The sequence below is a fragment of the Sphingomonas sp. P3_C6 genome (genome assembly GCF_056402595.1).
In genome coordinates this window covers 1-16755 of sequence record NZ_JBFUHB010000021.1, presented here as the reverse complement: position 1 = coordinate 16755, position 16755 = coordinate 1, and the positions used below count along the sequence as shown (strand labels likewise).

General features: G+C 65.8%; 15 protein-coding genes. 11 read left to right on the top strand and 4 right to left on the bottom strand.

Annotation, left to right across the window (positions count from 1 at the left end; all coding sequences use genetic code 11):
- Positions 1–12 precede the first annotated feature (12 nt).
- The 9 genes from AC1DT7_RS17635 to AC1DT7_RS17595 all read left to right on the top strand — a co-directional run bounded on the left by AC1DT7_RS17635 (position 13) and on the right by AC1DT7_RS17595 (position 11993).
- A complete protein-coding gene (locus AC1DT7_RS17635; RefSeq protein ID WP_478037401.1) occupies positions 13–1518 on the top strand; it encodes an XrtA system polysaccharide chain length determinant in 1506 nt (501 codons plus the stop codon).
- Positions 1515–2582: an AAA family ATPase gene (locus tag AC1DT7_RS17630; protein WP_478037399.1), complete on the top strand. Its 1068-nt coding sequence runs from the start codon at positions 1515–1517 to the stop codon at positions 2580–2582. The genes AC1DT7_RS17635 and AC1DT7_RS17630 overlap by 4 nt, the downstream gene beginning before the upstream one ends.
- Positions 2579–4189 (top strand): hypothetical protein, encoded by a 1611-nt coding sequence (locus tag AC1DT7_RS17625; protein WP_478037397.1) that lies wholly within the window; start codon positions 2579–2581, stop codon positions 4187–4189. Before AC1DT7_RS17630 ends, AC1DT7_RS17625 begins: the two co-directional genes overlap by 4 nt.
- Before the next feature lie 40 nt (positions 4190–4229).
- Positions 4230–5339 carry an ExeA family protein gene (locus tag AC1DT7_RS17620; RefSeq protein WP_478037396.1) on the top strand — a complete coding sequence of 370 codons (1110 nt, stop codon included), beginning with the start codon at positions 4230–4232 and terminating at the stop codon, positions 5337–5339.
- Positions 5340–5345: 6 nt separating this feature from the next.
- The gene (locus tag AC1DT7_RS17615) at positions 5346–6185 is read left to right on the top strand and encodes an XrtA system polysaccharide deacetylase (RefSeq protein WP_478037394.1); all 840 of its coding nucleotides are present in this window, start codon (positions 5346–5348) and stop codon (positions 6183–6185) included.
- Positions 6182–7255, top strand: coding sequence for a FemAB family XrtA/PEP-CTERM system-associated protein (locus AC1DT7_RS17610; protein ID WP_478037393.1), 1074 nt, complete (start codon positions 6182–6184; stop codon positions 7253–7255). The genes AC1DT7_RS17615 and AC1DT7_RS17610 overlap by 4 nt, the downstream gene beginning before the upstream one ends.
- A complete protein-coding gene (locus tag AC1DT7_RS17605; RefSeq protein WP_478037391.1) occupies positions 7255–8466 on the top strand; it encodes a TIGR03087 family PEP-CTERM/XrtA system glycosyltransferase in 1212 nt (403 codons plus the stop codon). Before AC1DT7_RS17610 ends, AC1DT7_RS17605 begins: the two co-directional genes overlap by 1 nt.
- Positions 8463–10010: an exosortase A gene (gene xrtA, locus AC1DT7_RS17600; RefSeq protein WP_478037390.1), complete on the top strand. Its 1548-nt coding sequence runs from the start codon at positions 8463–8465 to the stop codon at positions 10008–10010. The genes AC1DT7_RS17605 and xrtA overlap by 4 nt, the downstream gene beginning before the upstream one ends.
- A 90-nt stretch (positions 10011–10100) precedes the next feature.
- A complete protein-coding gene (locus AC1DT7_RS17595) occupies positions 10101–11993 on the top strand; it encodes an XrtA/PEP-CTERM system amidotransferase (RefSeq protein WP_478037388.1) in 1893 nt (630 codons plus the stop codon).
- Positions 11994–12187: 194 nt separating this feature from the next.
- Here AC1DT7_RS17595 and AC1DT7_RS17590 read toward each other — a convergent pair whose 3' ends face one another.
- The 3 genes from AC1DT7_RS17590 to AC1DT7_RS17580 form a co-directional block, all read right to left on the bottom strand.
- Positions 12188–12619: an MAPEG family protein gene (locus tag AC1DT7_RS17590; RefSeq protein WP_478037386.1), complete on the bottom strand. Its 432-nt coding sequence runs from the start codon at positions 12617–12619 to the stop codon at positions 12188–12190.
- 178 nt (positions 12620–12797) lie between these two features.
- Positions 12798–13847 carry a 1,9-bis(guanidino)-5-aza-nonane synthase gene (locus tag AC1DT7_RS17585; RefSeq protein ID WP_478037385.1) on the bottom strand — a complete coding sequence of 350 codons (1050 nt, stop codon included), beginning with the start codon at positions 13845–13847 and terminating at the stop codon, positions 12798–12800.
- Positions 13848–13985: 138 nt separating this feature from the next.
- Positions 13986–15206, bottom strand: coding sequence for a type III PLP-dependent enzyme (locus AC1DT7_RS17580; protein WP_478037383.1), 1221 nt, complete (start codon positions 15204–15206; stop codon positions 13986–13988).
- Positions 15207–15340: 134 nt separating this feature from the next.
- Here AC1DT7_RS17580 and AC1DT7_RS17575 point away from each other — a divergent pair, with 134 nt between their 5' ends.
- A complete protein-coding gene (locus tag AC1DT7_RS17575; protein ID WP_478037382.1) occupies positions 15341–16309 on the top strand; it encodes a threonine ammonia-lyase in 969 nt (322 codons plus the stop codon).
- Complete coding sequence (locus AC1DT7_RS17570) at positions 16309–16509, top strand: hypothetical protein (RefSeq protein ID WP_478037380.1); 201 nt, start codon at positions 16309–16311, stop codon at positions 16507–16509. Before AC1DT7_RS17575 ends, AC1DT7_RS17570 begins: the two co-directional genes overlap by 1 nt.
- A 12-nt stretch (positions 16510–16521) precedes the next feature.
- On the opposite strand, the gene AC1DT7_RS17565 is transcribed toward AC1DT7_RS17570, so the two are convergent.
- On the bottom strand, positions 16522–16755 hold a 234-nt coding region (locus tag AC1DT7_RS17565; RefSeq protein ID WP_478037378.1), incomplete at its 5' end, for a transposase.

The window sequence follows — 16755 nt, the reverse complement described above, 5'->3', positions numbered from 1 at the left end:
AGGGCCCGGGGGATGAACGGCCTTTACGATGAGATCAGGATCGCGATCCATGCGATCTGGACGCGGCGCTGGCTTGCGCTTGCGGTCGCCTGGGCGATCGCGGTGGTGGGCTGGCTGCTCGTCTCGCAAATTCCGAACAGCTACGAATCGCGCGCGCGCGTCTTCGTGCAGATGCAGCGGATACTGCCCGACGCGGTCGGCATCACCGCCGCGGACCAGCAGAAGGACGTCGATACTATCCGCCAGACGCTGACATCGGCGATGAACCTGGAAAAGGTGGTGCGGGGCACCGACCTGGCGAATACCGTGTCGACCGATCGTGACGTCGCCGACCGGGTCGCCGGCCTGCAAAAAGCGATCAAGATCACCGCGCAGCAGGACAATCTGTTCGAGATCGTCGTGACCGGGTCCAGCCCGAAGGTCGCGCGCCAGATCGTGCAGAAGCTTATCGATCTGTTCGTCGAACAGAACCTGGCCGGCGACCGCGACGAGACGACCCAGTCGCTCGGCTTTCTCGATGCGCAGCTCGGACAGCGGCAGAAGCAGTTGCAGGAGGCGGAGGCGAAGCGCGCCGATTTCCAGAACCGCTATCTCGGATCTTTGCCCGGCACCGGATCGCTGACCGACCGGATGGGTGCGGCCCGCACCCAGATGGCGCAGGTCGACAGTGACCTTGCCGCCGCGCAGTCGAGCCTGGCAGCATTGAACGGCCAGATGGCGGGAACGCCGCAGACCGTCGCAGGCGCCGGGCCAACCACCGGACCGGCACGCGCGCGGCTGGCTGCAATCCAGGGCCAGCTCGGCGAAGCGCGGGCCAAGGGCTATACCGAAAACCATCCCGATGTCGTCGCGCTGCGCAATCAGCTCGCGGCGGCGCAGGCGGCAGCACGCAGCGAGCCGGTCGGTGCGGGCGGCGGGGCGAACAACCCGCTCTATCTCTCACTGAAATCCATGCAGGCCGACAAGCAGGCAACGGTCGCTGCGCTGACCATGCGCAAGACCCAGCTCCAGTCGGATCTCGAGCAGATCAATTCGAAGCTGGCGGGCGACCCGGCAGTCGCGGCCGAGCAATCGGAGATCGAGAATAACTACCAGGTGCTGAAGGACCAATATTCCAAGCTGCTTGGCGACCGCGAGGCGATCAAGCTGCGCGGCCAAGCCCAGACGCAGACCGATGCGATCAAGTTCAGCGTGATCGATCCGCCATCGTCGCCACGCGTGCCGACCTCGCCGAACCGGCCGCTGCTGCTGACCGGCGCCTTGCTCGCCGGCATTTTCGGCGGGATCGGCGCGGCGTTCGCCATGGGGCAGTTGCAGACGACCTTCGCCACGGCGGGCAGGCTGGAGCGTGCAACGGGCATGCCGGTGATCGGGTCGATCGGCGAGATGGTGACGAAGGCGCAGATCGTCTCGCGTCGTCGCAAGCTGGTCTATTTCGGCGGTGGCGCCGGGGCGCTGGCGGTCGCTTATGTCGCGCTGCTCGGCGTCGAGATGTTGCAACGGGGGCTAGCGGCATGAACGACATGACTCCCCGCAAGCCGACCGGATCGCTGCTCGAGCGCGCCGCCCAGGTCTATGATTTTGGCGCGAACTTGCGGCCCGCGCCGCAGGACGAGATGCTGTATGAGGAGGTTCGGGCCGAGCTCCAACCGAACCATGCGCGCATATCGGAAGATGAGGCGCCGTCCGACGACGCGCTCCTGCTCGATGACGCGTCGCCGTCCGACGATGGCCAGCTTTCCGAAGAGGCGCCAGTAGCGACAGTGCGCGAAGAACAGCCGCTGCCGCTCGTTCGCGAAGCCCCGCAGGAAGAGTTGCCGGTTCCGCCTGCCGGGCCTGTGTCGGGGCGTATTGCCAGGATCGACCGCGCGATGCTTGCCGAAAACGGCCTGCTCGTGCCGGGCGCGCCGATCGGCGCGCTGGTGGAGGAATTCCGCCAGGTGAAGCGCCAGCTGCTGCAGACGGCTCGCGTCGTACGCCGGTCCGATGGCGATCATTCGCGCACGGTGCTGGTCTGCTCGGCAAAGCCCAATGACGGCAAGACCTATTGCGCGGTCAACCTCGCCATCTCCATGGCGGCCGAGCGCGATGTCGAGGTGCTGCTGGTCGATGCCGATTTCGCCAAGCCGGACGTGATGAACCGCCTTGGGCTGGAGGACGGACCGGGCCTGCTCGACGCACTGGCCGACCCCCAGGTCGATGTCGAGGCGTGCGTGATCGGCACCGATATCCCGCAGCTAAGCCTGCTACCGGCCGGCCGGAAATCGATCAACGATACCGAGATGCTCGCCAGCAGGCGTACCGGCGAACTGGTCGCCAAGCTGCTCGCTGCCGATCCGCGGCGGCTGGTGATCTTCGATTCGCCGCCGGCGCTCGCCGCCTCGCCGGCATCGGTGCTGGCCAGCCATGCCGGCCAGGTGTTGCTGGTCGTCCGTGCCGACCGCACCAGCGAGGGGGACCTGCGCGATGCAGTGGCCCAGCTCGATGGCTGCGAGCACATCCAACTGGTGCTGAACGCAGTGTCTTTCGTCCCGGGAGGTCGCCGTTTCGGCAGCTATTACGATCAGGAGGACGCAAAATGATGCGCCCGATCATTATCGGCACGGCAGTTACTGCCCTGCTCGTTGCCACACCCGCCGTTGCGCAGGACCGCCAGCGCAACAAGTCGATCGCGCCCTATATCGAGCTCGGCCAGGTGCTGACGGCCGATCTGCAATCCGGCGACGTGCTGACCTATTCGACCGTCGCGGCCGGGGTGGATGCCTCGATCCAGACCGAACGCACCCAGGTGCAGGTGAGCTACAGGTACGAGCGGCGCATCTCGTGGAACAAGGACGTCGGCGATGACGATATCCATAGCGGCCTTGCGCGTGCATCGGTGAGCGTCGCGCCAGGGCTGAGCATCGCGGGCGGGGCGCTCGCCACGCGTGCGCGGTCCGACATTCGCGGTGCCGCGCCGGGCGTGCTGGTCGGCAATGTCGACAATATCTCCCAGGTCTATTCGGCCTATGTCGGGCCGAGCCTGTCGACCCATGTCGGGCCGGCGACCCTCAATGCCAGCTATGCCTTTGGCTACACCAAGGTGGAGTCGCCGGGTGTGACCGGCGTTGCCCCGGGCAGCCCGAAGCTGGACGTGTTCGACAGCTCGACGAGCCATATCGCCCAGGCGAGCATCGGAGTGAAGGCCGGTACGGTCCTACCGGTCGGTGTCACGGTTAGTGGCGCCTATGAGCGCGACGATGCGAGCCAGCTCGACCAGCGGTACGAGGGCAAATATGCGCGGGGCGATGTCGTCCTGCCGGTGCTGCCGACGCTCGCGCTGACCGCGGGTGCCGGGTACGAAAAGATCACGGTCAGCCAGAAGGATGCGCTGCTCGACGGCACCGGTCAGCCGGTGACGGACGGGGCAGGGCGGTTCAGGACCGATCCCGCCTCGCCGCGCCGCATCGCCTATGAGACCGACGGGCTGATCTATGACGCGGGCGTGATATGGCGGCCGTCGCCGCGCACCACGTTCCAGGCACGGGCTGGCCGTCGTTATGGCGGCATGACCTATACCGGATCGTTCAGCTATGCAGCGAGCCGCTCGCTCGGCTTCCAGATCGGTGTGTACGACAGCGTCGACACGTTCGGCCGCCAGCTTCGCGACGGCATCGCCAGCCTGCCGACGAGCTTCCTCGAACAGCGCGACGCGTTCGGCCAGCAATTCGGCGGCTGCACCTACGGCACGACGGGCGGAGCGCCGGGTGGATGCCTGAACGGCATCTTCCAGTCGATCAACAGCTCGAGCTATCGTGCGCGCGGTGTAGATGCGGTGCTGACCGCCAATCGCGGGCCGCTCCAGTTCGGTGTCGGTGCCGGCTATGCCAATCGCCGCTTCTATGCGCCGCAGGGCGGCACGGGCTTCACCATCAACGGGGTGACCGACGAGAGCTATTACGGCCAGGCCTTCGTCTCGGCGGCGATCGACCGCAATTCGGGCGTGACCGGCAATATCTTCGCCAATTATTTCCAGAGTGGGATCGGCAACACGCCGGGCGTGCTCGGGACCGGGGCGACCGGGCTTTATTACCATAATTTCGGCCGGGTCGGGACGACCGCGTCGGTCGGGGTTTATCAGTTCAGCCAGGAAGGCATTGACGACCAGGTGTCCGGTACGGCCCAGGTCGGGATGCGGTATCAATTCTGAAACACGTAGCGGCTCATTGCTGCGCGTTAGGATGGTGACAATGTACGACGACCATTATGGACTGAGCGGCCGGCCGTTCCAGCTGACCCCGGATCCGCGTTTCTGGTTCGATACGGCCACGCACCGCAAGGCGATGGCGTATCTGGGCTATGGGCTTGCCCAGGGCGAGGGGTTCATCGTCATCACCGGCGACGTCGGTGCGGGCAAGACCACGCTGGTCGGGCATCTGATGGCCACGGTCGATCGCGAGCGTCTGCACGTCATCAAGATCGTGTCGACCCAGATCGAGGCCGACGACCTGCTGCGCATGGTGTCGGGCGGACTCGACGTCGAGAGCGCCGGCATGACCAAGGCGCAACTGCTGACGGCCATCGAGCGCGGGCTGCACGCCAAGGCACGGTCGGGCCGGCGCACGCTGCTGATCGTCGATGAGGCGCAGGCCCTGCCGGTCTCGGCGCTGGAAGAGTTGCGCATGCTGTCCAACTTCCAGGCGGGCGGGCACGCGCTGCTGCAGATCTTCCTGCTCGGCCAGCCCGAGTTCCGCGAACGACTGCACGGGTCGGACCGGCTCGAGCAATTGCGCCAGCGCGTGATCGCGATGCATCATCTCGACCCGATGGGGCCTGAAGAAGTCGAGCCCTATATGATCCACCGGCTTTCGGTGGTCGGCTGGACCGGGCGGCCGCATTTCACGGCCGATGCGTTCAAGGCGCTGTATGACGGATCGGACGGCGTGCCGCGGCGGCTGAACCAGCTTGCCGGTCGGGTGCTGTTGTTCGGCGCGATCGAGCAGATCGACACGATCGACGGGCGTGCGGTGGCGGCGGTGATCGCCGATATCGCGGGCGATTCGCCCGTGGCCAAGCCGGTTGCCTTTGCCGAGCCTGCGCCGGTGGCCGCGCCGGCACCCCGGCCGGTCGCCGAGCCGGCGGCGGGTTACGAGCCGCGGCCGATCCGTTCGGTCCGCGACGAATTCGCGCCTGCACCTTCGCCGGTGCGCGACGACGTGCTCCTGGCGCGGATCGAGGCGCTCGAGGCGCGGGTCGAGGATCAGGACGCGGCGCTGCGCCGGGTGCTGACCCTGTTGGTCGACTGGGTCGAGGGTGAGCAGCGCCCGGACCTGGCGTCGGTTCACGCAGCCGGCTGGTAGCGCGCCATGCGCAATGCTCTTTCGGTCGATGTCGAGGACTGGTTCCAGGTCGGTGCCTTCGAAAAGGTGATCGACAAGGCCGATTGGGATTCGCTCGCGCCGCGCGTCGAGCGGAATACCGATGCCGTGCTGGCGTTGTTCGGCGAGAGCGGGGTGAAGGGCACCTTCTTCACGCTCGGCTGGGTGGCGCATCGTTATCCGGCGCTGATCCGGCGGATCGTCGAGCAGGGGCATGAGCTGGCCAGCCATGGCTGGGACCATCAGCGCGTCTTCACCATGGATGCCGGCCAGTTTCGGGCCGATCTCGCCCGCTCGCGCAAGACGCTGGAGGATGCCGGCGGGGTCGCGGTGACGGGCTACCGCGCGCCGAGCTTCTCCATCGACAAGCGTACCCCCTGGGCTCACCCGGTGCTGGCGGAAGAAGGCTATGCCTATTCGTCGAGCGTCGCTCCGGTGCGGCACGACCATTATGGCTGGCCCGAGGCGCCGCGATTCGCCTTCCGGCCGGTCGCCGGTGCCGAACTGATCGAGGTGCCGGTGACGATCGCCGATGTCGGTGGGCGCAAGCTGGCGACCGGTGGCGGGTTCTTTCGCTTATTTCCGGCGGCGCTGACCAATTACGCGATCCGCCAGGTGGCGGGCGAGGGGCAGCCGGCGGTGTTCTATTTCCATCCCTGGGAGATCGATCCCGGCCAGCCGCGCGTCGCCAATGCGCCGGTCAAATCGAAGATCAGGCACTACAGCCGGCTTGGCGCCATGGCGGGAAAGCTGCGCGGGCTGATCCGGCGGCACGACTGGGGCCGGATGGACGCAGTGGTTGCCGAAGCGCGGGCGGGGATGGCGTGACCATGCCGTTGATCTCTGTGCCGCTCGGGCTGCGGGCGGTCGATCTGCGCGCTGCGGCCGAACTGGCGCGGCTCGATGCCTTTGTCCGCGCGCATCCCGAGGGCACGCCGTTTCACCTGCCGGCGTGGAGCGCCGCGGTGGCGAAGGGGTGTAGGCAACGCAGCCATACGCTGATCGCCGAGCGCGCTGACGGATCGCTGGCGGCCATGCTGCCGCTGACCGAGGTGCGGTCGCCCATGTTCGGCAAGGCGCTGGTTTCGAACGGCTTTGCCGTCGATGGGGGCATTCTGACCGAGACCCAGGACGCGGTGCGGCCGTTGGGCGAGGCCGCCTGGGCGCTGGCGGAGAAACTCGGTTGCCCGACGCTCGAGATTCGCGGCGGTGCGGTCGAGGGGGATGAGTGGATTCGTGACGAGGAGACCTATCTGGGCTTCGTTCGCCCGCTTGCCGAAACCGACGAGGCCGAGTTGAGCGCGATCCCGCGCAAGCAGCGCGCCGAGGTCCGCAAGAGCCTGGACATCGACCTGGAGGTTTCGGTCGGCCGCGGAGAGGCGGATCTGCGGGCGCATTATGCCGTCTATGCCGAATCGGTGCGCAACCTGGGTACGCCGGTGTTTCCGGCATCGCTGTTTCGCGCCGTCCTGAAGGAACTCGGCGACTCGGCCGATATCCTGACGATCCGTTCGGCGGGGAAACCGGTGGCGAGCGTGCTGAGCCTGTACATGAACGGCACCGTCTATCCCTATTGGGGCGGCGGGACTCAGGCTGCGCGGGGGCTGCGTGCAAATGATCGTATGTATTTCGCGCTGATGGCGCATGCCCGGACAAAGGGTTGTACAAGTTTTGATTTCGGCCGGTCAAAGGCAGGGACCGGTCCGGCTGCGTTCAAGAAGAACTGGGGTTTTCAGGGCGTCCCGCTGATGTATGCTAAGCGGGCGGCACCGGGTGAGGCGCCGCGCGAGATCAATCCATTGAACCCGCGCTACCGGCTCCAGATCGAGGTTTGGAAAAAGCTGCCGCTTTGGGTCGCAAACATGGTCGGTCCGCATATTTCCAAGGGACTCGGCTGATGGGCGATATCCTGTTCCTGGCGCACCGGGTTCCCTACCCGCCGGATCGGGGCGACAAGATCCGCGGCTTCAACATCCTGAAATTCCTGTCGGAGCGAAAACGGGTCCATCTGATCGCCTTCGCCGACGACACGCGCGACCTGAAGCAGAAGAGCGGGCTGGCGAAGATCACCGGCAACCGTTCGATCATCTGGCGGTCCAAATCCCGCGCAAGAGCGGCGATCGAGGCGATCGTCTCGCGCAGGCCGGTCTCGCTGACCGCGTTCGACAACCGGCCGCTGCGCGAACAGGTCGAGCGACTCCTCTCGGCGCATTCGATCGACACGATCTATGTCTATTCGAGCCAGATGGCTCAATATCTGCCGTCGCGGCCGCGGCAACGCGTGATCATGGATTTCTGCGACATGGATTCCGCGAAGTTCGCCACCTATGCGCAGGCGACGACCGGCCCGATGGCGTGGTTCATGAAGCGCGAGGCGAAGTTGCTGCTCGGGCATGAGCGGTCGGTCGCCCAGCGCGCCGATGCGAGCCTGTTCGTGAGCCAGGCCGAGGCCGACCTGTTCCAGTCGAAGACGGGTGCCGAGCGGGTACATGTCGTCGAGAACGGGATCGACACCGTCTTTTTCGACCCCGCCGCTCATTTCAAGCGGATCGACACGACCAGCGCCGTGATCGTCTTCACCGGCCAGATGGATTACCGCCCGAACATCGACGCGGTGACCTGGTTCGCCGAGGCGATCCTGCCGCATATCCTCGTCCGTTATCCCCAGGCGCGCTTCGCCATTGTCGGGCGCAATCCGACCGCGGCGGTCAAGGCGCTGGCCGAGCATCCCGGCGTGATGGTGACGGGGGAGGTCGCCGATGTGCGCGGCTGGCTCGCCGCCGCCTCGGTGATCGTCGCGCCGCTGAAGCTGGCGCGGGGCGTGCAGAACAAGGTGCTGGAGGCGATGGCGATGGCCCGTCCAGTCGTCGCCTCGGCCGCAGCGGCCGAGGGGATCGACCATGGCGGGACCATCCGCATCGGCGAGACGGTCGGCGAGATCGCCGAGCAGGTGATCGCCGTGCTCGACGACCCGGCGGGCGGCGGTGCGATGGGCGTCGAGGCACGGGCACAGGTGCAGAAGCGTTACAGCTGGCAGGCCTGTCTCGCGCCGCTCGACACGATCCTGGGCATCAGGGTGAAGGCGCCGCGTCGGCGGTCTGCCGCATGACCGTCGCGGTCCCGGCGGCTGACTTCGCGGCCGGAAAGTCAGCCGGCGGGTTCGGTGCGCTCTGGCAGCGGCAGGGGGCGGTCCTTGGCGGAGTCGCCGTCGCGCTGCTCTTGGTGTTCCATGCCGACACTGCCGATCTTGCGCGGATCTGGTGGACCAGCACGACCTTTGGGCATTGCCTGTTCATCGCGCCCGTTATTGCCTGGCTCGTCTGGCAGCGCCGGGCTGAGCTTTTGCAGGTCGAGCCGGCCGCATGGTGGCCGGGTCTGGCGCTGGTCGCGGTCGGCGGGTTCGGCTGGCTGATGGGCGACGCAGCGAGCGTGGCGCTTGCACGTCATCTCGGGCTGGTGGCGATGCTGCAGGGTGCGGTGGTGACGATCCTCGGCCCCAATGTCGCGCGCGGGCTGCTATTCCCACTCTGCTACGCCTTTTTCATGGTGCCGTTCGGGGAAGGGATGGAAGGGCCGCTCCAGACCGTCACGGTCGAGATGACCATGCCGTTGCTCCACTTGTTCGGCGTACCGGCGCAGGTCGACGGCGTGCTGATCACAATCCCCAACGGCTATTTCGAAGTGGCCGAGGCATGTTCGGGCGCGAAGTTCGTCATCGCGATGATCGCCTATGGCACGCTGGTGGCGAATGTATGCTTCACCTCCTGGGCCCGGCGCGCGATCTTCATGGTGGTCGCGGTGGTCGTGCCGGTGCTCGCCAATGGCCTGCGTGCCTTCGGGACGATCTATGCCGCGCACCTGACCTCGGTCGAGCGCGCCACCGGCATGGACCATATCGTCTATGGCTGGGTATTCTTCGGCGTAGTGATGGCGGCGGTGCTGGCGATCGGTTGGCGCTGGTTCGACCGCGCGCCCGACGCCCCGGTGTTCGATCCCGCCAAATTACAGTCCAGGCCCGGGCGCAGGATCGATGCGCTGGTCGCAGCCGCGCTGGTGCTGACGGTCGCCGGAATCTTTCCGGCGTGGTCGGCGGCGATCGCCGGACGGGCGCAGGCACTGCCGACGGCGATTTCGCTGCCCGAGATCCCCGGCTGGCACCGTGCCGAGATGAGCTTGCGGGCGCCCTGGTCGCCCTATTATCCGGGCGCCGACCATTATCTGATCGGCCGCTACGAGAACGGGCAGGGCGATGCGGTCGACCTGGCCGTCGCCGTCTATGGCAGTCAGCGTGAGGGCAAGGAACTCGTGTCGTTCGGCGTCGGCGCGATCCGCGAAGATGATGTGTGGGTGCGGATCGAGGATCTGCCGGATATCGCGGGCGGATCGGTGATCCGCGCGACCGCTCCGGGACCGGTCGAGCGCCAGATTGCGACCTGGTACCGGGTGGGCGATGTGGTGACCAGCAGCGACCGGACCGTGAAGCTGGAGACGTTGAAGGCGAAGATGCTGGGCGGGCCGCAGCGTGCGGTTGCGGTGCATGTCTCGGCCGAGGCGCTGCCGGGCCGCGATCCGCGTGCCGCGATCGAGGCTTTTATGGGGGCGCTCGGCCCGATCGACGTGCTGGCCGACCGCAGCGCCGGCATGGCGCGCTGAACCAGCAGTGATTTCGGTCGTGTCGAGCTTGTCGAAGCGGCGCGCTTCCTGTCTATCGAGCCGCGTGACGATCGGGTGGGGACTTAACTGATGTGCGGCATCGCCGGGATCTTCTATCCCGCCACGCCCAAGCCGGTCGATCCGGCCCGCATTACCGCTATGGCGGATGCGCAGGCGCATCGCGGGCCTGACGGTTCGGGCGTGTGGACCGCGCCGGGCGTCGGGCTTGGCCATCGCCGCCTGTCGATCATCGATGTTGCGGGCAGCCCCCAGCCGATGGCGAGCGCCGACGGGGCACTGACCGTCACCTATAATGGCGAGATCTATAATTTCGCCGAACTGCGCGCCGAACTCGCCTCGCTGGGCGCCGTGTTCGTCACCAAGGGCGATACCGAGGTGCTGCTGCATGGCTGGGCGTTCTGGGGCCCGGCGATGCTCGACAGGCTGAACGGCATGTTCGCCTTCGCCCTGCATGATGCGCGGCGGCAGAGCCTGTTCCTCGCACGCGACCGGCTCGGCGTAAAACCGCTCCATTATGTCGATCTGTCGGACGGCGGGCTTGCCTTCGCGTCGGAACTGAAGGGCCTGCTCGCGCACCCGCTGCTCAGGCGGTCACCGGATATCCGTGCGGTCGAGGATTTCATGGCGTTCGGTTATGTGCCGGACGATGCCTGCCTGGTGGCGGGCGTGAAGAAGCTACCCGCCGGCCATTCGCTGCTGATCGAACGCGGCAGGGCGGTTCCCGCGCCGGCGCGCTGGTGGGACGTCGATTTCTCGCGGCGCGCGACGGGCAAGGCGGAGGCGCTCGAGGAGCAACTGGTAGTCCTGCTGCGCGATGCCGTGACGTTGCGCATGGTTGCCGATGTGCCGCTCGGGGCCTTCCTGTCGGGCGGGGTCGACAGCTCGGCGGTGGTCGCGCTGATGGCCGAGGCGTCAAAGCGCGCGGTGAAAACCTGCACCATCGGCTTCGACGAAGCCGGGCATGACGAACGCTCCTACGCCGATGCCGTAGCAAAGCGGTTCGCCACCGAGCATCGCGAGAGGGTGGTAGCGGCGGATGATTTTGCGCTGATCGATACACTGGTCGCTGCGTTCGACGAGCCTTTTGCCGATGCTTCCGCACTTGCGACCTACCGGGTCTGCGAACTGGCGCGTGAGAATGTGACCGTCGCCTTGTCTGGTGACGGTGCCGACGAGGCCTTTGCCGGCTATCGCCGCTACAAGTTCCAGGCGGCCGAGGAGCGGGTTAGGGCGCTGTTGCCGGCATCGATCCGCTCGGATGTGTTCGGCGCGCTCGGGCGCTTCTATCCCAAGGCAGACTGGGCGCCACGCCCGCTGCGCGCCAGGACGACCCTGCTCGCGCTGGCCGAGGACGGGGCGGAGGCCTATGCCCGGTCGGTCGGCGTGACCAACCCGACATTGCGGGCGCTGCTGTTCACCGATGGCGCACGCCGGGCACTCGACGGGCATCGTGCCGAGGACCGCTATGTGCGCAGCATGCGCGACGCGCCTGCACGTGACGCGATCGACCGGGCGCAATATGCTGATTTTCAGCACTGGCTGCCCGGCGATATCCTGACCAAGGCCGACCGCACCAGCATGGCGGTGAGCCTCGAAGCGCGCGAGCCGCTACTCGATTACCGGCTGGTCGAGTTCGCCGCCACCTTGCCCGTGTCGATGCGGTTGAAAGGCGGGCAGGGCAAATGGCTGCTGAAAAAGGCGATGGAACGCTATCTGCCGCGCGACATCCTCTACCGGCAGAAAATGGGTTTCGTCACCCCGATCAGCGCGTGGTTCCGTGGACCGCTTGCCGAGGAAGCTGCGGCCCTGGCGAGGTCGCGGGTGCTCACCGGTAGTGGCTGGTTCGATCCGCGCGCGATCGAGCGGATCGCGGCCGACCATCGCGCAGGGCGGGCAGAGCATGGCCGGACATTGTGGCAGCTGGTGATGCTGGAGCGCTCGATGGCGCGGCTGTTCGGTTAGTCCGACGTGCTTATGGAGCAGGATGACGTTTCGCTGAATCGGCCTCCCTCTCCGTTCGTCCCGAGTAGCCGTCGAGCATGTCGAGGGACACGCGTTATGCGCCCCAACTATACCTCGATATGGGCCCTTGATACGCTTTCGGCTGCCCTGTCCCTATTCGGCACGAACGGGTTGGGGCGGGGGCGATGCGATTTTCAGAACGCCAGCATCGCCGCATGAAGCGTCAGCGCGATCAGGCAGAGTGTCGCGAGGGTGAAGATCGAGAAGCGGACGATCACCCGGTTCACCGTTACCTGCACGATGCTGTGGAGGATGCGCAAACCGACATAGGCCCAGGCAATCGTCAGGTTCAGGCCACCGCCCGCATCGAGCAGTGCCAGGGTAAGCGCGATCGCGTAGAACAGCGTCGGCTGCTCCATCAGGTGATTGTAATTGTCGGCCGGCCACTGCGCCTGGGCGGGAATCCGGGCTCTCAGATCGGCACCGTTGCCGCCGACGAGGGTCTTCGTGTCGATCTTCGCGGCGTTCATCGCCGGGATGCGCTTCGCGTACATCCAGAGCCACATTACGAGGCTCCAGGCGATCAGCGCCACAATAGGCGCAAGGATCGGGCTGTGGTCAGTCATTCTCTAGGTCCCCTCCTGTTATTTTCGGAGAGGCTGCCTCAATCGTGACGGTGGCGCAATGTTCAGGGCGTTGGCTTGGCGATGCCTCAAATTAAAAGGGGCCGGAGTGCGGTTGCGTGCCGCGCTCCAAGCCCCTCCACCACTTCATGGTTTCCTTCCCTGTCGGGGAGGAGTGAGGTCAGTCGAAGCTTGCACCCCAGCGACGCTTGGTGCGGTCCTTCCAGAGGCCGCGGTGATACGCGTCGGATGCCAGGAGCGGCATCACGCTGCCGGCTTCGGCGAACACCATCTGCTCGATGCCGGTGTTGACCTTGCCCCAGCTGGCGGCTTCCTGAAGCGTCGAGGACGAGCAGGCACCGTCGCGCACGTCGGCGACAGTGATCTGCACCGCATATTTGTGCACCTGGACGTCGTCGTGACCGAGGATTTCGGCACAGACCACGGTGTCCTGGATGAAGTTCTTCGGCACGCCGCCGCCGATCATCAGCAGGCCGGTGGTGCCTGCCTTGATCTTGATGTCGGTCAGCTCGCGGAAGTCGGCGATGGCGTCGAGCACCATGTAGGGCTTGCCTTCCTTGGCGCGATCGACCTGATGCTTGACGAGGCCGAAGCCGGCCGAGCTGTCGACGAATGCCGGGCAGAAGATCGGCACGTCATGCTCATAGGCGAGCTTGACCAGGCTGTTGTCCTTCTTGCCGTTCTCGACGAGATACTTGCCCATAGCGCGGATGAACTCGCGGCTCGAATAGGGGCGCGGCTCGAGCGCGTTCGCGATCTCGTAGATCGTGTGATCGCAATCCTGGAGCTGCTCTTCGTCGATATAGGTGTCGTAGATGCGGTCGATAAGCAGCGAGCGCAGCGTGTCGTCGTCCGGCACTTCGAGCGCCTGGTAATGCTTGTGGCCAAGACCCTCGAAGAAATCCATGTCGACGATCGACGCGCCGGTCGCGACCACGCCGTCGATCATGTTGTTGCGCAGCAGCTCGGCATAGAGATCCATGCAGCCGCCGGCCGAGGTCGACCCGGCGATCACCAGGAAGATCGAGCAGTCGGGGTCGGCGAGCATCTGGTTGTAGATGTCGGTCGCGCGGCCGAGATCGCGGCTGGTGAAGCTCATCTTCTTCATCGCGTCGACGATCGGACGTGCGTCGAACTTGGTGATGTCGATATGCTCGACCTGGGTCGAAAGCAGCTCTGCCTTGCGAGTGTCGTTGATGGCTTCGGTCATTGGTTGCTCCATTAATTCCCCCCCGCTCGCGGGAGGGGTTAGGGGAGGGCATGTCGCCGCAACCCTAATGAATACAGGCCCTCCCCCGACCCCTCCCGCAAGCGGGAGGGGAGGAAGGAAGGCGATAGTAGTTGCTAGTTACAGCGTGACGACGTTCGAAGCGACTTCGCGCTCGTCGCTGATGTACAGCGACACCATCGGTTCGTCCTCGACGATCACCGTCTCGTCCGATCCGAAGCCGTTGAACGCGGTGCGCATCGCACAGCCATAGGCGCCGAGCATGCCGATCTCGATATAATCGCCAGCCTGAACGTCGGCGGGCAGCATGAACGGGCCAGCCATGTGATCCATGTCGTCACAGGTCGGGCCGTAGAAGCTGAATTCCATCAGCTTCGCCCGGCTGTCCGGCTCGCGCAGCAGCTCGACCGGGAAACGCCAGCCGATATGCGCCGCATCGAACAGGGCACCATATGCGCCGTCGTTGATATAGAGTTCGTCACCGCGGCGACGCTCCACCCGCACGATCAGCGAGCTGTACTCGGCGCACAGCGCACGGCCTGGTTCGCACCACAGCTCGGACGAATAGCTGACCGGCAGGCTTTCGAAGGCGCGGTGGATCGTCTCGAAATAGCGCTCCAGCGGAGGAGGCTCCATGCCCGGATAGGACGAGGGGAAGCCGCCACCGACGTCGATGACGTCGACGGTGACCGCCGCGTCGACGATTGCCGCGCGGACGCGCTCCATCGCCTGGGCATAGGCTTCCGGCGTCATCGCCTGCGATCCGACATGGAAGCAGATGCCCAAGGCATCCGCCGCCTGACGGGCCGCGAACAGCAATGCCTTGGTCTCGCCAGGCGCCGCGCCGAACTTCGATGCGAGGCTGAGCTTCGAATGCTCGGACGAGACGCGGAGGCGAACGCAGAGCGTCAGATCCTGTGCACCACGGGTGGCGCGAACGATCTTGTCCAGCTCCTCGAGCGAATCGAGCGAGAAGACCCGGACGCCATGCGTGAAATACGCCTCTTCGATCGCTTCCTCAGCCTTGACCGGATGCATGAAGCACAGGGTCGCGCCGGGATTGGTGCGGGCGACGAGCCGTACCTCGGCAATCGAGGCGACGTCGTAATGCGTGATTCCGCTCTCCCACAGGACCTTCAGCAGGTCCGGCGAGGGATTGGCCTTCACGGCATACATCGAGCGGCCCGGAAACTTCTCGACGAAGAATCGGGCTGCACGCGATGCGGCGTGCGGGCGAATGAGCGTTACCGGCTGAACCGGTCCGTGCTTAGCGATATCGATGCCGCGAACGGCGTTCGAAAGGGTGGTCGCTAACCCCAGCGCGCTATGATGCTTGTGCAACTCAAGGGACCTCCAAGTGCCTAATGGCGGACGAAAGCTGCCTTGCGGTTGGAAGTCCCATGGGGCAGCGGGAAGCGCGAAATAGGGTCGACTTTCTGCAATGTAAAGTGGAATTGGGGCCACGGAGACGTAATGTGACATTTGTGCGACAGCCTACCCGTGCCGGCGTGCGTGACGCCGCAGCGAAGATTGCTGCAATCCTGCCGCCCACGCCGTTGCTCGTGACGGAAATTCGTGGAATTCCAGTGGCTTTCAAGGCCGAGGCATTGCAGCCCATCGGCGCGTTCAAGCTGCGTGGGGCCTGGCATCGGCTGACCGCGATCGACGAAGAATCGCGTGCCAAGGGCGTGGTTGCGTTCTCTTCGGGCAATCATGCGCAGGGTGTCGCCTGGGCGGCGAAGCGGCTCGGCATGCCGGCCGTGATCGTTATGCCGGCGGATGCGCCGAAATCGAAGCGCGACGGCACCCTCGCACTGGGTGCCGAGGTGGTCGATTACGACCGCGCGACCCAGAGTCGCGAATCGATCGCGGCGCAGCTTGCCGAGGCGCGGGGCGCGGTGCTGGTGCCGAGCTTCGATGATCCGTGGATCATTGAAGGGCAGGGCAGCGCCGGAATCGAAGCCTCGGCGCAGATGGTCGAGCGCGGGCTGGGCGAGCCGGTGCAGGTGATCATTCCCTGCGGCGGCGGCGGGCTGGCGGCCGGAATCACGCTCGGCTTGCGCGACGCGTTCGTCACTGTCGTCGAGCCGGAGGGATGGGACGATATGCGGCGTTCGCTGGAGGCGGGCTGGATCGAGCCGGTCGGTCCGAATCCGCCGCCGACTGCGTGCGATGCGCTGCAGACGACGCTCGTCTCACCGCTGACCTTCGACGTGCTGTCGCGGCGTGGGGTGCAGGGCGTGGCCGTGAGTGAGGCCGATATCCGCACCGCGCAGCGCTGGGCGGCGGAGAAGCTGCGGCTGGTGGTCGAGCCGGGCGGCGCGGTGGCGCTGGCGGCCTTGCTGGCGGGGAAGGTCGAGCTAGTACCGGGGACGCTGGTGATCCTGTCCGGCGGCAATGTCGACCTGGCGGCTTATGGCGCCGTGCTGGCGGGGCGCGAATAATGGACGGGTATTTCGGGGCGTTGGGCGGTGTGGCTCAGGCGATGTCGGCGCTCGCGCCGGCGATCAGCATGCTCGCGGTGTTCGCGCTGGTGATCGGCGGGATCTACCTGCTGGTGAAGAAGCGCGAGCGGCAAAAGGCGCTGCTGATGCTGGTGCTGGCGCTGGTGATCTTCGGTAATGTGGTGGTCTGGACAATTTAGAGTCATTCTCGATCAGGTTTGCACGTACCCGGCGTGTTTGAGGTAGTTTGCACATTCGGCAGGTCTGACAGTTTCGAGGATGGTCTTGAGGGCGTTGCATATGGCGTCGAAGGATCGAGGTGCCATTCGCCTGAGCAGTTTCTTGATTTTGGCGAAGAGCTGCTCGATCGGATTGAAGTCGGGGCTGTAGGCGGGGAGATAGAGCAGCCCCATGCCGGCGTCTTCCAGGCACGCCCGGATGCCGGC

What these genes read in the sequence shown, in the direction of transcription:
- AC1DT7_RS17595 (WP_478037388.1), top strand. Translation starts at nt 10,101, where the DNA reads ATGTGCGGCATCGCCGGGATCTTCTATCCCGCCACGCCCAAGCCGGTC.
- AC1DT7_RS17630 (WP_478037399.1), top strand. Translation starts at nt 1,515, where the DNA reads ATGAACGACATGACTCCCCGCAAGCCGACCGGATCGCTGCTCGAGCGC.
- AC1DT7_RS17635 (WP_478037401.1), top strand. Translation starts at nt 13, where the DNA reads ATGAACGGCCTTTACGATGAGATCAGGATCGCGATCCATGCGATCTGG.
- AC1DT7_RS17570 (WP_478037380.1), top strand. Translation starts at nt 16,309, where the DNA reads ATGGACGGGTATTTCGGGGCGTTGGGCGGTGTGGCTCAGGCGATGTCG.
- AC1DT7_RS17605 (WP_478037391.1), top strand. Translation starts at nt 7,255, where the DNA reads ATGGGCGATATCCTGTTCCTGGCGCACCGGGTTCCCTACCCGCCGGAT.
- AC1DT7_RS17625 (WP_478037397.1), top strand. Translation starts at nt 2,579, where the DNA reads ATGATGCGCCCGATCATTATCGGCACGGCAGTTACTGCCCTGCTCGTT.
- AC1DT7_RS17585 (WP_478037385.1), bottom strand. Translation starts at nt 13,847, where the DNA reads ATGACCGAAGCCATCAACGACACTCGCAAGGCAGAGCTGCTTTCGACC.
- xrtA (WP_478037390.1), top strand. Translation starts at nt 8,463, where the DNA reads ATGACCGTCGCGGTCCCGGCGGCTGACTTCGCGGCCGGAAAGTCAGCC.
- AC1DT7_RS17620 (WP_478037396.1), top strand. Translation starts at nt 4,230, where the DNA reads ATGTACGACGACCATTATGGACTGAGCGGCCGGCCGTTCCAGCTGACC.
- AC1DT7_RS17615 (WP_478037394.1), top strand. Translation starts at nt 5,346, where the DNA reads ATGCGCAATGCTCTTTCGGTCGATGTCGAGGACTGGTTCCAGGTCGGT.
- AC1DT7_RS17590 (WP_478037386.1), bottom strand. Translation starts at nt 12,619, where the DNA reads ATGACTGACCACAGCCCGATCCTTGCGCCTATTGTGGCGCTGATCGCC.